The sequence below is a fragment of the Algoriphagus oliviformis genome (assembly GCF_017254915.1).
GTDB lineage: Bacteria > Bacteroidota > Bacteroidia > Cytophagales > Cyclobacteriaceae > Algoriphagus > Algoriphagus oliviformis.
This window is the reverse complement of record NZ_JAFKCT010000001.1, coordinates 1,188,640-1,203,259: the sequence shown is the minus strand read 5'-3', so window position 1 is coordinate 1,203,259 and position 14,620 is coordinate 1,188,640. Positions and strand designations below refer to the sequence as shown.

8 protein-coding genes and 4 tRNA genes are annotated in these 14,620 nt (G+C 51.9%); 5 read left to right on the top strand and 7 right to left on the bottom strand.

The features are described 5' to 3' along the window. Window positions 1-17: 17 nt before the first annotated feature. From J0A68_RS05210 to J0A68_RS05185, 6 genes are all read right to left on the bottom strand, one after another. Window positions 18-88, bottom strand: a tRNA-Trp gene (locus J0A68_RS05210). A gap of 110 nt (window positions 89-198) precedes the next feature. Next, window positions 199-1,386, bottom strand: a complete 1,188-nt coding sequence (gene tuf, locus J0A68_RS05205; RefSeq protein WP_206577118.1) for an elongation factor Tu — start codon at window positions 1,384-1,386, stop codon at window positions 199-201. Between the two features lie 58 nt (window positions 1,387-1,444). Beyond that, window positions 1,445-1,516: transfer RNA gene (locus J0A68_RS05200), tRNA-Thr, on the bottom strand. 30 nt (window positions 1,517-1,546) lie between these two features. After that, window positions 1,547-1,619, bottom strand: a tRNA-Gly gene (locus J0A68_RS05195). Window positions 1,620-1,691: 72 nt separating this feature from the next. Then, a tRNA-Tyr gene (locus tag J0A68_RS05190) sits at window positions 1,692-1,774 on the bottom strand. A 145-nt stretch (window positions 1,775-1,919) separates the two neighbouring features. Next, window positions 1,920-4,544, bottom strand: coding sequence for a M1 family metallopeptidase (locus J0A68_RS05185; RefSeq protein WP_206577117.1), 2,625 nt, complete (start codon window positions 4,542-4,544; stop codon window positions 1,920-1,922). Window positions 4,545-4,617: 73 nt separating this feature from the next. Here J0A68_RS05185 and J0A68_RS05180 point away from each other — a divergent pair, with 73 nt between their 5' ends. The 3 genes from J0A68_RS05180 (at window position 4,618) to frr (ending at window position 6,688) form a co-directional block, all read left to right on the top strand. Next, entirely contained in the window at window positions 4,618-5,112 is a 495-nt protein-coding gene (locus tag J0A68_RS05180; protein WP_206577116.1) for an acyl-CoA carboxylase biotin carboxyl carrier protein subunit, read from the top strand. 293 nt (window positions 5,113-5,405) lie between these two features. Continuing rightward, complete coding sequence (pyrH, locus tag J0A68_RS05175) at window positions 5,406-6,113, top strand: UMP kinase (RefSeq protein WP_206577115.1); 708 nt, start codon at window positions 5,406-5,408, stop codon at window positions 6,111-6,113. Between the two features lie 14 nt (window positions 6,114-6,127). Further along, complete coding sequence (frr, locus tag J0A68_RS05170) at window positions 6,128-6,688, top strand: ribosome recycling factor (RefSeq protein ID WP_206577114.1); 561 nt, start codon at window positions 6,128-6,130, stop codon at window positions 6,686-6,688. A gap of 223 nt (window positions 6,689-6,911) precedes the next feature. Here the strand turns inward: frr and J0A68_RS05165 are convergent, their stop codons facing one another. Continuing rightward, window positions 6,912-9,575, bottom strand: a complete 2,664-nt coding sequence (locus J0A68_RS05165; RefSeq protein WP_206577113.1) for a DUF5686 and carboxypeptidase regulatory-like domain-containing protein — start codon at window positions 9,573-9,575, stop codon at window positions 6,912-6,914. A gap of 512 nt (window positions 9,576-10,087) precedes the next feature. Between J0A68_RS05165 and J0A68_RS05160 the strand changes: the two genes are divergently transcribed. Both J0A68_RS05160 and J0A68_RS05155 read left to right on the top strand, forming a co-directional pair. After that, the gene (locus J0A68_RS05160; protein ID WP_206577112.1) at window positions 10,088-13,081 is read left to right on the top strand and encodes a SusC/RagA family TonB-linked outer membrane protein; all 2,994 of its coding nucleotides are present in this window, start codon (window positions 10,088-10,090) and stop codon (window positions 13,079-13,081) included. Between the two features lie 19 nt (window positions 13,082-13,100). After that, window positions 13,101-14,591 carry a RagB/SusD family nutrient uptake outer membrane protein gene (locus J0A68_RS05155; RefSeq protein WP_206577111.1) on the top strand — a complete coding sequence of 497 codons (1,491 nt, stop codon included), beginning with the start codon at window positions 13,101-13,103 and terminating at the stop codon, window positions 14,589-14,591. The last annotated feature ends 29 nt before the right edge of the window (window positions 14,592-14,620 follow it).

The window sequence follows — 14,620 nt, the reverse complement described above, 5'->3', positions numbered from 1 at the left end:
AGTCTACTTACTTGCTGCACGGGCAGAGAGATTCGAACTCCCATCAACGGTTTTGGAGACCGCTATTCTGCCATTGAACTATGCCCGTGTAAATGAACGCCCCGCAAATGGGAACGCAAAATTAGTGATAATGTCTTTAGAAACAAATGCGATCCCAAAATAATTTGGGATCGCATCGTTTTCTTATACTAAGCTTGATTAGTCAAGGATCTCGGTCACCTGTCCGGCGCCTACAGTACGGCCACCTTCACGGATCGCAAATCTCAAACCTTTCTCCAAAGCTACTGCTGACAACAGGTTCACCTCGATGGTTACGTTGTCACCTGGCATTACCATTTCCACGTTAGCTGGAAGTTTGATTTCGCCGGTTACGTCAGTAGTTCTCAGGTAGAACTGAGGTCTGTACTTGTTGAAGAATGGAGTGTGACGTCCACCTTCTTCTTTGGAAAGTACGTAAACTTCAGCTTTGAAGTGAGCGTGAGGCTTCACAGAACCTGGCTTACAGATGATCATACCACGCTTGATTTGCGCTTTTTCGATACCTCTAAGCAACAGACCTACGTTGTCACCAGCTTCACCTCTGTCGAGGATCTTACGGAACATTTCCACACCAGTAACGGTAGACTTCAAGCCTTCAGCACCCATACCGATGATCTCTACTGGATCACCAGAGTTGATCACACCTCTTTCGATACGACCAGTGGCTACAGTACCACGACCGGTGATAGAGAATACGTCTTCTACAGGCATCAAGAAGTCTTTGTCAACCAGACGCTCTGGAAGCGGGATGTAAGAGTCAACTGCTTCCATCAATTGCATCACAGTCTCAACCCACTTCTCTTCGCCGTTCAGTGCACCGAGTGCAGAACCAGCGATTACTGGGATGTTGTCACCGTCGAATTCGTAGAAAGAAAGCAATTCTCTAACTTCCATCTCTACAAGCTCAAGCAATTCTGGATCGTCAACCATGTCGACTTTGTTCAAGAAAACAACCAGCTGAGGTACACCTACCTGACGAGCCAAAAGGATGTGCTCTCTGGTTTGTGGCATAGGTCCGTCAGTCGCAGCTACTACAAGGATAGCACCGTCCATCTGGGCAGCACCAGTTACCATGTTTTTAACGTAGTCAGCGTGACCTGGACAGTCTACGTGAGCGTAGTGTCTCTTTTCAGTTTGATATTCTACGTGGGAAGTATTGATAGTGATACCTCTTTCCTTCTCTTCAGGAGCGTTGTCGATAGAAGAGAAATCTCTCAATTCAGAAAGACCTTTTTTAGCCAAAACGGTAGTGATGGCGGCAGTCAAGGTTGTTTTGCCATGGTCTACGTGTCCAATCGTACCGATGTTAACGTGCGGCTTGGAACGGTCGAAGGTTGCTTTTGCCATGCGTGAAAATCCTCAGTTTAAGTTTAAAGATATGTTTAGATAATAATTCTCTGTGTTGAGCCAACGGCGGGATTTGAACCCGCGACCCCTTCCTTACCAAGGAAGTACTCTACCCCTGAGCTACGTCGGCTTGACCATTGTGCCCTGCTTTAAAGCACAGAGCGGGAGACGAGGCTCGAACCCGCGACCTGCAGCTTGGAAGGCTGCCGCTCTACCAACTGAGCTACTCCCGCTTTTGACCGGCGTACCGGATTTTTCAAAGTCCTGCAAAATTAGAAAAAAATTTCGCATTCGGACAACTGGTGTGGGGGAAACAGGATTCGAACCTGTGAAGACATAAGTCAACGGATTTACAGTCCGTCCCAGTTGGCCGCTTTGGTATTCCCCCAACTGCGTTAAAATCTGTGAGTTTTGGGCCCTTGTGACCTTAACGGATGGCAAAATTATAGCCTTTTGTCAAAGTATCAAAGGTTGTACACCAAAATCGAAAACTTTTTCCACCTAAGCAGTTCAATCTTTTCAAAATCAACCGATTAATTTTCGCCCCGCAGCGCCTCCAGGAAGTATTCGTAGTAGTTTTTCAGCTCAAGGTCGCCCTCCTCAGAAGCTATTTGGCCTATTTTGGCCACCACGGCCTCCTCGTCAGCAAAACCCAACAAAGCCTGAAAAGCCCCCAAACGGATGAAATTCTTGGAATCCCCCTTCATCAACGCCATCAGCCGGGCCACAGCCTCCTCTTCCCCCTCTTCTGGATATCGAGAAAAGTACTCGCTGAAATAGCCCATGAAATAATACAGTCCCTCTCCTGACAAGCCCTGAAGCTGTGACAAAAACCAGCCCCCTTTGCCTGACACATTCTGCTGGATGTAGTATTCCGCCACGGGGATGACTATCCTGAAATTCCCCTCCCCCGCGAAGCGCTCGATCACGGCGGGATCGGCAGGGCTTTCCAGCCCGCCAACCAACCCCATCAAGGCTGAGCTTGCCACCAGATAGGAGGGCTCATTGGCCAACCTCAGGAATGTGGGACGGTACTTGTCAGCATCCCAAGCCGCCAGTAAGTCCAAGGCTGCCGCACGGACTGAGTTTCTGGGATCTTTCTCCGCCAAACCATAAACCTGCTCCTCCAGGCCGGCGATGCGCTCTCTCCAGGCTGGGTCGCCCTGCAGGTGTCCTAGGGCACTCTCCCGTATCGACCAAAAGGGATCCGTCAACGCCGCCGGCAATACCTCCATCAGCTGGTCAACCGACTCTCTGGCGGCCAGGCTATCCAGCGCCTCATATCGCGCCACGCCGAGTTTGGATTCCTTGAATTGCCGGGCAAACTGCTCCGCACTGAGCTCTTGGGATCTTCGGGCCAGAAGGTTTTTGCCCTCGTCGATATAGACCTGCGACAGGGGGGTACCATTTTCCAAAGCAAACTGCTGAAATCCCCGAGTCATCTGAAACGTCCTGCTCCTTCGCTCTCCTGCTTCATACCAGCTGACCTCCAAGGGCAGCTGAAACAAGGGGGAAGTTTTCAGATCCTGGATTTGGTAGGCTGATATCAGGATGTTTTCCGGCTGGGAGTAGTCCACGTCTACCAAAAGCTCCGGATGGCCTTTGTCCAAAAACCACTGGTTGAAAAACCAGTTAAGGTCCTGGCCGCTTACTTCTTCGAAAGCGATTCTCAGGTCGTGTACCTCGACCGACTGAAAAGCGTGACGCTTGAGGTAGCGGTTCAGTGCTTGGAAAAACGCCGCATCACCCACCTGCCTCCTCAGCATATGAAGGACCACACCGCCTTTGTTGTAGCTATGCGCATCAAACATGTCCTCCGAATCTGCATAGCGGAAGCGGATCAAATCTTCCTGTTTGCTTTCTGCTTCCGCAAAGTAGCCTTCCATCTCGGCGACCAACTTGAGTCCGGCCTGGTCCGCTCCATATTTATGCTCGTTCCAGAGGTATTCGCTGTAGTTGGCAAAGGCCTCGTTCAGCGTCAGGTTGGCCCAGGACTCGGTAGTCACCAAGTCGCCAAACCACTGGTGAAACAGCTCGTGGGCGATGATGTAATCCCAGTCCGAGTCGATTGCTTCCCGCTCATCCAGCCGCAGCTCCTCCATGAATATGGATGCCGTCGTATTTTCCATCGCGCCGGACACGAAGTCCCTCACGACGATCTGATCGTATTTTGGCCAAGGGAACTCCACCCCGAGCTTTTCCCCGAAAAAGCCCATCATCTCCGGCGTGTTCTGAAACACTTTCTCCGCTCCTTTTTCAAAGCCCTTTTCCACATAGTAGCCCAACGGAACATCCTCCCACTGCGCCTCCACTTTGCCGAAGTTCCCCACCGCGATAGCCGCCAAATACGGCGCCGAGGGCAGGTTGAGCTCCCAGTGGTCTTTTCGCAGTCCTCCGCCAAGAGATTCCTGCTTCACCAGCACGCCATTGCTGATGCTGACCATACTATCCGGCACGGTCAGCCGGAAGCGCTGCGTCGCCCGCTCGTTGGGCTTGTCGATCGTGGGAAACCACTTGCTGTTGTGCTCCGTCTCGCCCTGCGTCCAGATCATGGTCGGCTTGCCCGGAATGGTGTCCAGCGGATCGATAAAGTACAGCCCTTTGGTATCGGTGATGGCTTTGCTTCCATTTCCGGCGTTGCGCTCTGGAAAAGCCGTGTAGTTGATCTCGACCTCAAAAGTGTCTTTGGCAGACAGTAGGCCAGGCAAATAAATGCCCAGCTGCTTTTCATCGTATCGGTAGGAAAGCTTCGTCAACTCATCGCCCTCGACCAAATAGACCGCTCCCACTTCAAAGTCCTTCGCATCCAGTACCACTTCTTTTTGGGGATAGAAAAAGGGCTTCAGCCTCAGCCTGGCCTTCCCCAGCACCGCCTGTCGCTCCCAATCAAAAGCAAGGTCCAAATCCGTATGCAACAGGTCAAAATCACGGCGGGCGCTAGGCTTGTAGGATTCGATCTCAGCTTCCTTTTCCCTCATCAGCCTCAACAGCGCCAGACTGTCCACCCGCTCCACGGTATCCGCTTCGGCCACCGCCGTGGATTCAGGCTCGGGCTGCAGCACCTGCTTTTCGGACTTGCAGCCTGCTGAGAAAAACAAAAGGGCGGCGCTCCCCAGTGACAAGACGGTATTCGAAATTTTCTTTGGACTCGAATGCATTTGTTTGATATTTTGGAAAGCTTAAACGGGCAACCTGCCCGGTCAGCGTATATTCACAGCCAAAATAGCAGGAATGTTTTCAGTTATCCTTCAAAACAACACCCATACGGTCGAAAAAACCGACGACTCCCTCCAAGTCAACCAAAAGCCGATCGCCTGGGATCTGAAGTGGGTAGAAGACCGAAAAATCCACCTGATTCGAGGCCAAGAGTCCATAGAAGCGGAGCTGCTGTCCATCGACCGGTCGACCAAAACCCTCCAGATTCGGATCGGACACCAGACTGCCAGCCTAAAGCTCAAAGACCGCTTTGATCTCCTGCTCGAAAAAATGGGAATGAGCGCCAACGGCAACGGCAGCCTCAAAGACATCAAAGCCCCCATGCCGGGCCTGATCCTGGATCTGATGGTAAAGCCCGGGGACGAGGTCAAAAAAGGCGATGTGCTCCTCATCCTCGAAGCCATGAAAATGGAAAACATCATCAAATCCCCAGGCGATGGGGTGGTCAGAGAAGTGAAGATTTCGCTCAGGCAAAGCGTGGAAAAAAACCAGGTCTTGGTGCTGTTCTAGCCCCGCTGCTTTTGGGAAGGGAATGAAAGCCCTCCGGCTCGAAGCCAACGGGTGCCACGGTTGCGACGCTCCTTTTTCACCGCCAAACCGCCAAGCTATCAGCGCATTGACTATACCGAGGAAGCGTCCCCACTTCCATTTTTGGATTTTGGCCTAGCATTGTGAGTTGAAGAAATTATATTTGTCGGATTGTTTAGACTTTTCAGGGTCGATTCGATCAGATTTTGACCAATAAATCCAGATATCTACCGGGCTCTTGCCGACCTCAACTTTAGACATCAACAATCCAATAGATGAAATACAAACGAATTCTGCTCAAACTCAGTGGGGAAGCCTTGATGGGCGAAAAAAACTACGGCATCGACCCTACCCGCCTTCAGCAATACGCCGATGAGATCAAGAAGGTCAAAGACATGGGAGTGGAGATAGCGATAGTGATCGGAGGGGGCAACATTTTTAGAGGGGTACAGGCAGAGAAATCCGGCATCGACCGCGTACAGGGCGACTACATGGGTATGCTCGCCACCCTGATCAACGCCATGGCCCTGCAGAGTGCCCTGGAGCAAAACGGCATGTACACCCGCCTGATGTCCGGCATCAAGATCGAGAGTGTGTGTGAGCCCTTCATCCGCAGAAGAGCCATCCGCCACCTCGAAAAAGGCAGAATCGTCATCTTCGGCGCCGGGATCGGCAACCCGTACTTTACCACCGACTCCACCGCAGCGCTGCGTGCCATCGAGGTAGAATCTGACGTGGTGCTCAAGGGAACCCGCGTGGACGGGGTCTACACCGCCGATCCGGAAAAGGACAGCTCCGCGACCAAATACAACACCATCTCCTTCTCAGAAGTATATGAGAAAAACCTGAGCGTGATGGACATGACAGCCTTCACCCTCTGCCAGGAAAACAACCTGCCGATCATCGTCTTTGACATGAACAAGGCCGGCAACCTGAGCAAACTCGTCTTGGGAGACGAAATCGGAACATTGATCACTGCTTAATCCTGAACGAAATCATGGAAGAAATCGAGTTATTCTTAGACGAAGCGAAAGAGCTGATGCAAAAAGCGGTAGACCACACCGCTGCAGAACTGGTAAAGATCCGCGCCGGAAAAGCCATGCCCAACCTACTGGACGGCATCATGGTACAGTACTACGGCGCAGCCACTCCTCTCCAGCAGGTCTCCTCCGTCAACACCCCGGATGCCAGAACACTTGCCATCAAACCATTCGAGAGAAGCCTGATCTCGGAGATCGAAAAGGCCATCATCAACTCTGACTTGGGACTGGCTCCGCAAAATAACGGCGAGATCATCATCCTGACCATCCCCGCCCTGACCGAAGAGCGCCGGGTCAATCTGGTCAAGCAGGCCAAGCAGGAATGTGAAGGCGGCAAGATCTCCATCCGCAGCGTGCGCAAAGACACCAACGAGTCTTTGAGAAAGCTTCAAAAAGATGGCGCTCCAGAAGATGCCGTCAAGCGTGCAGAGGAGCAGGTACAAAAGCTCACTGACCAGTATTCCGCCAAGCTCGACGAGCTCCTGGCAAAAAAGGAAACCGATATCATGAAGGTCTGAGCGGCCTCCTTTCATCAAAAAGCCCGACAACGCGTTCGCTATGTCGGGCTTTTTGCTTTTCCCCACGACCCGTCATCTACGATTTTTGATATACGGTTTACAAGCGCTCCGGCGGAGTCCCGCTCCTTGCCACTTTCCAACCTTCCCCCCTTTACCTTTTACTACTTACTACTCAGGACTTACAAGACTCCCTCCCCCGACAAGCTCAGGAGCCACGAGCTCCCTACTCTTCAAAGTTCACATTGATAAAGGTCGCAATCCCAAACAGCGGTCCGCTCCTCAGGTATTTCCCGTTTTCAAAGGCCACTCCCAGTTCCAGCCTGAATATCCTGAACAGATTATCCAGGGAATACCCCACCTCGGTGTAATGGGGAGAGTTTTCGGTTTTCAGATAGTTGACAAAGATGTTTTCCCTCACCCCAGAGTAGCGCAGCATGGGCAGCTGGGTGAGCAGAAACTTCCTAAACTGATAATGCGCGATCCCGGAGATATACTTGGAGGTCGTGCTGTATTTGTAATAGTCCATAAAGCGGAAGTTGGACGCGGGGCCGAAGTTGGAAAAGATCGTCCTGTTACCGCCAAAGTGTTTGAAATCCTGGAAATAGACCTGTTCATTGTTCAGGAAAGTCCCCGCTACCACGTTGAAGTCCAGCTTGCCGCTCACGCCAAAGCTCACGTCATGCTTCAGCCCCAGCTCCACTTGGTCAAACTTGGAGGCCTGCGCGGAGCCTACCAGTCCCGGCATGGCTTTCTGATAGGTAAAGGTGATCAGCGGCGAGCGCTCAAAATTCGGATACTTCCGCCCATCTCGGATCGAGTAAGTGAGGCCGGGCCTCCATTCCACCGAAGCATGTAGCTTGGCAATCTGGTTGTCTTGGAAGACGGCATCGGCCGCTTCCACATTTTCCGGGCGGTTGGGTGTGTATTCCCTTTCAGGCTTGTTATAAAAGGAGTAGTTGGAATTGTTGAAAAGCTCCCGCCTTTCGGCCCAGGTGAAGTTGACGCGGTAGGTCAGGCCGTAGTCCACCCGATGGGACCAATAGACTCTGGCATAGTCCTGCTCGTAGAGCTTCATGTAGTTTCGGCGCGCCAGCAGCGAATAGACCGCATTGATCTGCTCCTGGATGGGTTCCTCGGTATTAAACTGATAGATATAGCGACCACCTTCCAGCCCCCAAGTCTGGCCAGACACGGGCTGTGTCCGAGACCAGCGGAAATTCACCTTGCCATAGAAGCGGTCGCTGGAGAAGCCATAGCGCAGCTCCGGCTCGATATTGAAGCTCTTCCTGTTTCTGTTGACGCTATCCGCCAATTTTTCCTCGGAGTACTTTCTATAGAAAAAACCCATTCCCACTTTCCAGCCTTCCACCGTGTTGAAGGAGACCTTGGTGAGGTTGGACTTGAAGCCCATCGACACTCCTTTGCCAAAAGAATAGGATCCGCCCATCAGCACGTCCACCGGCTTGAAGCCCTTTCTGGCTTTCTTTGCCACGGAGTCCACTTCGCTCATCTTGGCCACCTCGACCGTGGCCAGGCTGTCGTCACGCCGATAGCCCTCCACCTCCTTCACCGTCAGGGGCACCGGACGGATGCTGTCCCAGTAGGCCAGGTCCCGCTTTCTCGCCAAAGAGTCCACACTATAGTAGCGCTCCGAGGTCACAGGCTGTTTCTCCTCCTTCTGCTCCTCCTTCAGAGATTCCTTCTCGTAGGCATTGAGCAGCTTGCGGTATTCCTTGCGGGTCATCGGCTCCTCTGTGGCCAGCTGCTCCAGCGCGGAGATGGACTTGTCCACTTTTTGCACATCCTCCGGGACTTCCTGCACCTTTTCGTCGATGATCTCGGGGACAACGGCCAAGTCCGGATTGAGCGTCACCTCATACTCCCGAGTAGAAGCCAAATACTTAAACTCGCCCGCAAAGCCGAAAATCTTTCCCCCGAAGGTGTAGCTATGGGTGAGCGGCATCCACACATGCTCGGCCACCGGCGCATATTGCTGCTTGGCGGTGATCTGGAAGCCCAGCAGCGAGGTCTTCAGGTCTAGGCTGTGGATGGCCCAGAGGTCTTCGATGATATAGATGTATCCCTCAAATACCTTCTCCCCCCTAGATCTAGGCGTCACCCGGATCTTGCTCACCATCACTTCCTGATCAAAGAAGCTGCCCTCGTATCTGAACTGATAATACTGGAAGGCATAGCGGGAGAGCGGGGACACGATCCCGTTGATCTGGTCTTGGTAGAAGGAGGTCTGGATGTAGGGCGCAGGGGAAGTGCCCTGGTTGTCGCCGTTGGTGCGGATGGAGATGACTTTCTCCTCCACCTTGTCGGGCAACGTGAAAGTGATGCGCGACACCGACTCGGAGGTATAGGCCTCATTGAGCTTCAAGCCTTCTTCCTCCAGGGTCTTTTTCATAAAAAAGGGCGCGTCGGTGAGTTGCCCCGTTCCCTTTAGGTACACCGTGGTCGAATAGCTCTGGAGCTGTAGGCGGTGATACTTGGCTTTGGAAATGGCCTTTCGCATGATGGTCAAGGCAGGGTCTTCGGCTCCCGCGCGCACCTCCACCTCGCTGAGGTTGTACACTTGGGGTTCGAGGGAAAAGTCCATTTCCACCCATCCATCCCGCACCTCTACCGTCTCCAGCTGGGACTTGTAGCCGAGGAACTGGACGATGACATCGTAGTAGCCGGGCTTGAGCCTAAACTCGTACTGTCCGTTTTCATTGGTCGGGACACCGTCCTCCAGATTGCGGATGTACACCGAAGCAAAGGGCAAGGGCTCCCCGTCGGAGGAGCTTACCTTTCCCCTGATCCCCTGGGCAGCTGTAAAAAACTGGATTCCAAAAAGCAACACCGCCGCCAAACGCATCGAGAGCTTCACCTCCTGTGTCATAAATTTGGTTTTTCTTTAGTATAAAGATATAGATGTAAAAACCCGCCCGGAGGTTGTATCGCCAGGTTTAAGATGATTTAGGAATTACGGGAACGGAAGCATGGGTAAGCCAGTGGAAAAAGACAGCCCGAAGCCTGACATGTAAGCTATATAAGAGGCTCTTTTATTACTAAAAAGTTTATGCTTATAGATACACTTATTTAATTTTTTTCAAGAAGGTTTTTTAGCGCTTAGATACACCATTACCCGATTTCCAAAATTTTGATTTCTGTAAAAAAAAATGACTTTTTTGATTTCGTTTAAATGGAAAACGTTTTCCGTTAGCTCATTTTCAACAAAACTCAGCTTTCTCTATTTTTTATACAAGCAATACAATCTTCTGTTAAGGATCGGTTTTTTGGGGACGAAAGCAGGCAATTGTTAAAAATTGCAAAACCGAAATTTAACCATCACTTTAGGTTCGGAATAAGAGTACTCATGCCTATTTCGATTTTTATCAAACAAAAAACCCTATGACAAATTATTTACCCAATCTCAAGTCGTTGGCGTTGGTTTTTGCACTCACCCTAGGTGCAATGCTGGCAGTCAACGCCCAAACACGCTCCATCTCGGGAACCGTCCTGGATGCGAGCTTTGGAGACCCTGTCCCCGGAGCCACGGTTCTGGTCAAAGGTACCACGCGTGGTACTGCCACTGACGTGGATGGAAAGTTTACCCTCCCGCTTCAAGTCGGAGACCAAGTCCTGGTCGTTTCTTTTGTCGGCTACCTGACCCAAGAGGTAGAGATCGGCAACCAGAGCACCATCACCATCAGCCTGGAAGAAGACATCCAGAGCCTGGAGGAAGCGGTAGTCATCGGCTACGGATCTCAGGACAAAAAGGAAATCACCTCGGCAGTAGTCGGTGTGAAGCCTGAGGATTTCAACCGTGGCAACGTGACCAACCCAGCCCAGTTGCTGCAAGGAAAAGTCGCTGGTCTATCCATCACCAGACCTGGAGGCAACCCAAACAACGGCTTCAATGTAAGACTTAGAGGTCTATCGACCTTCGGAGCCAACTCTTCCCCACTGATCGTATTGGACGGCGTGATCGGCGCTTCCCTGGACAACGTCGACCCGAATGACATCCAGTCCATCGACGTACTGAAGGATGGATCCGCAGCGGCGATCTACGGTGCCCGAGGCTCATCCGGTGTGATCCTGATCACCACCACCAAGCAAGGCAAGAAAGACGGAACCACCAACGTGACTGTCAACTCCTTTGCCACCCTGGACCAAGCTACCAATTTGATCCCTATCCTTTCGGCAGACGAGTTTGTAGCCAGAGGGGGCACGGACTTCGGCAGCGACACCGACTGGAGAAATGAGCTCATCGACGATGCCATGTCTTTCACTACCAACGCTTCCATCTCCGGCAGCTTTGGCAACTCCAACTACATGGCGGCGGTGAACTATCGTGACAACAACGGCATAGTCAACGGTGTAGGCAACGAAAGATTGAACACCAGACTGAACCTCTCCCAAGGCGCCCTGAACAACAGGCTGCGATTCAATGTCAATCTCTCCTTCACCAACGTGGCCAGAGAGTCTATCAACGATGCGGCATTCCGATACGCCACCATCTACAACCCAACCGCTCCGATCTACGAAAACACCGAAGACGCTATCCAGCGCTTTGGAGGCTATTTCCAGCGGGACCTCTTTGACTTTTACAATCCTGTGGCACTCGCTAACCAGCAGAAATTCGTCGGCGAGGTCAAATCAAACCTGCTTTCCTACAGAGCGGAATTTGACATCCTCACCAATCTGACCGTCACGGCACAGTATTCCCAGGATAGAAGAAACGAACTGGAAGGCAACTTCTGGTCCATGCAGGACTATCAAGTAGGTCTCGGTGCTACCGGATCTGCCCAGAGAATCACCAGAGATAGATCTCAGCGAATCTTCGAATCTACCCTCCGCTACGAAACCGACCTGACTGATAAACTTAACATGACATTGTTGGGTGGTGCAGGCATGCAGTTCACCAAAAACCAAGGATTCAACGCAAGGGTACGCCAGTACCTCTTCGACTTGGGCTGGGACAACCTGGGTGCCGGCGCAATCCGCGTGGGCAACAACACCGAAGTATCCTCCTACGCCAATGAAGACCAGCTCAACTCCCTCTTCGGCAGAGCCAACTTCAACTGGGACAATACCTTCTTTGTCTCCGCATCCGTGAGAGCTGAGACCTACTCCGGATTTGGCGAAAACAACCAAACCGGTGTCTTCCCTGCTTTCTCCGTGGGCTCCGACTTCACGCAGATCTTCGACATGGGCGTGTTCTCCCAGTTCAAACCCAGAGTTTCCTACGGTGTGACCGGAAACCTGCCCCCATCCCCTACCTTGGCTTTGGGTGTGTATGGCAACGGCAACAGAATCGACTTGGATGGTGACCCGCTGACCCAGAATGACATCTTTGTGGGGATTGTGCAAAACTCCAACCCCAACAAAGACCTGAAGTGGGAGACCAAAAAGGAATTCAACGTCGGGGTGGATTTTGGAATGCTCAACAACAAAATCACCGGTAGCGTAGACTACTACACCAGAAACATCTCCGACCTGCTCTTCAACGTGCCGGTGGCGACTGGAGCTCCAAACCCATTTGATCCGGGAAGATTCAACACCGCATCCTCCACCTGGATCAACCTCGCAGACTTGAGAGCAGCTGGTTTCGAATTTGCCGCTTCCGTCAACGAAATCGGCAAAGGAATGCTAAAATGGACTCCTACCCTCAACTTCACCATCTATGACAAGACCACCATCGAAAGCTTGTCTGCCGGTGACTTGGGTTTTGAGGAACTCAGATTTGCGACCCCAGGATCTCCGGGACAAAACAACAACCCAATCATCTACAACAGAGTAGGCGAAAACCTGGGCGACATCTACGGACCAAGGCTGCTTGGCTATACCGAAGACGGGCAATATATCCTGTCCACCACGAGCCCGGATGAATATGAAAAACTGGGCAACGGTCTTCCAAAAGGGGAATTCGGCTTCACCAACAGCTTCAGATGGAACCAATGGAGCCTAAACTTCTTCCTGAGAGGAGCTTGGGGACATGACCTTTACAACTCCTACAGAGGCTTCTATGAAAACGCCGACCCTGCATCCAACACCTGGAACTCCGTCATCACGGACAATACCCCCACCAATCCACTGGTGGTGTCCACTCCGACATTCAACAGCTCCTACGTCGAAGACGCAGCCTTCATCCGCTTGGACAATGCCGAGCTGGGCTACAACGTGAAGACCAACTCTCCAAATCTCAGCTCCCTGAGAGTCTACTTTGCGGCGCAAAACCTCTTCACCATCACCAATTACACCGGTGTGGACCCAGAGGTAAGGACCAACGACTCGGAAAACAACGATGCGTTCACCTCCGCGCTTTCTCCAGGTATCGAGCGTAGAAACACCTACTTCCAGACCCGTTCATTCACCTTGGGAGTAACCGTAAACTTTAAATAACCGATCAAATCCTACAGACATGTCAAAATCACTAAGAAAAATCTGTTTAATGCTCCCCTTGGCCTTCGGCTTGGGCGCATGCTGGGAGTTGGATCAAGAAGTATTGGATGGGGTGACTGCCGATGACATCACAAACAGCACCAACCCCAATTTGATAAACGTCCTCAAAGCTTCGGCCTACTCCCGAATCGTCGGATCCTGGGGTGGACACAACAGCATCTGGTCTATCCACGAAGTCTCTTCCGACGAGATGGCGATCCCGCAAAAAGGCGCCGACTGGGAAGATGGTGGACAGTGGATCCGCATGCACCGCCATCAGTGGGACGCCAAAGAGGAATCGTTCAACAACACTTGGAACTATTGCTTCACCGCCATCGGTGAGATCAACAACCTCCTCATCCAATATCCGGATGTGGAAGCGCTGACAGCCGAGCTCAGGGTATTGAGAGCCTTGTCCTACCTCTGGCTGATCGACACCTTCGGCAATGTGCCGATCGTAGACGAAAATACCACTGGAGGCAACCCTTCCAACAAGTCAAGAGCCGAAGTGTTTGCTTTCATCGAAAGCTCCATCAAAGACAACATGGATCTGCTGGTAAAGGAAAACACCAAGACTACGATCAACTACTACACGGCTCAAGCCATGCTCGCCAAGCTCTACATCAATGCCCAGATCTATACAGGTACGGCACGATGGGCTGAGGCAGAAGCTGCAGCCGAAGAGGTGATCAACAGCGGCAAGTATTCCCTGTCCTCCAATTTCTTCGCAAACTTTTCGGAGCGAAACGGCGGATCCACGGAAAACATCCTGACGCTACCATACGACCAGAACAACGCCCAAGGCTTCAACTTGCCTCAGATGACTTTGCACTACCTGAGCCAAAACACCTACAACCTGCAGGAGCAGCCTTGGAATGGATACGCCTCTTTGGAGGAGTTTTACAACAACTTCGAGGACGATGATGTGAGAAAAAACTCCTTCCTCGAAGGCCCCCAGTTTTCCTCCGATGGAACTAGACTCAACGATATCTCTGCCGAAGCGGGCGATCCCGACGGCCAGCCGTTGACCTTTACTCCCAACATCAACATGCTAACGCCGAATGCCTTCAGACAGGCTGGTGTACGTGTGGGCAAGTTTGAATTTGCCTCCGGAGCTGCTTCCAGCTTGAACAATGACTACCCGCTGATCCGTCTCGGGGACATCATTCTGATCAAGGCTGAGGCGGAGTTTCGTCAAGGAAAAACAGGCGACGCCCTCACTTCCGTCAACATGATCCGTGAAAGAGCCGGTGTCGATCCCCATGCGGCACTCACGCTGGACCTGATCTTCGAAGAGCGCGGATTTGAGATGTTTGCCGAGGCTAGCCGTCGTACCGACATGATCCGCTTTGGCAAGTGGAATCAGCCTTGGTGGGAAAAACCACAGTCTGAAGCCTTCAGAGGCCTGTTCCCTATCCCTCAGCAAGCCATCAATGCCAACCCGAACCTGACCCAAAACCCAGGTTACTGATCAACCCAGAATTAATCTTGAAGGGAAGT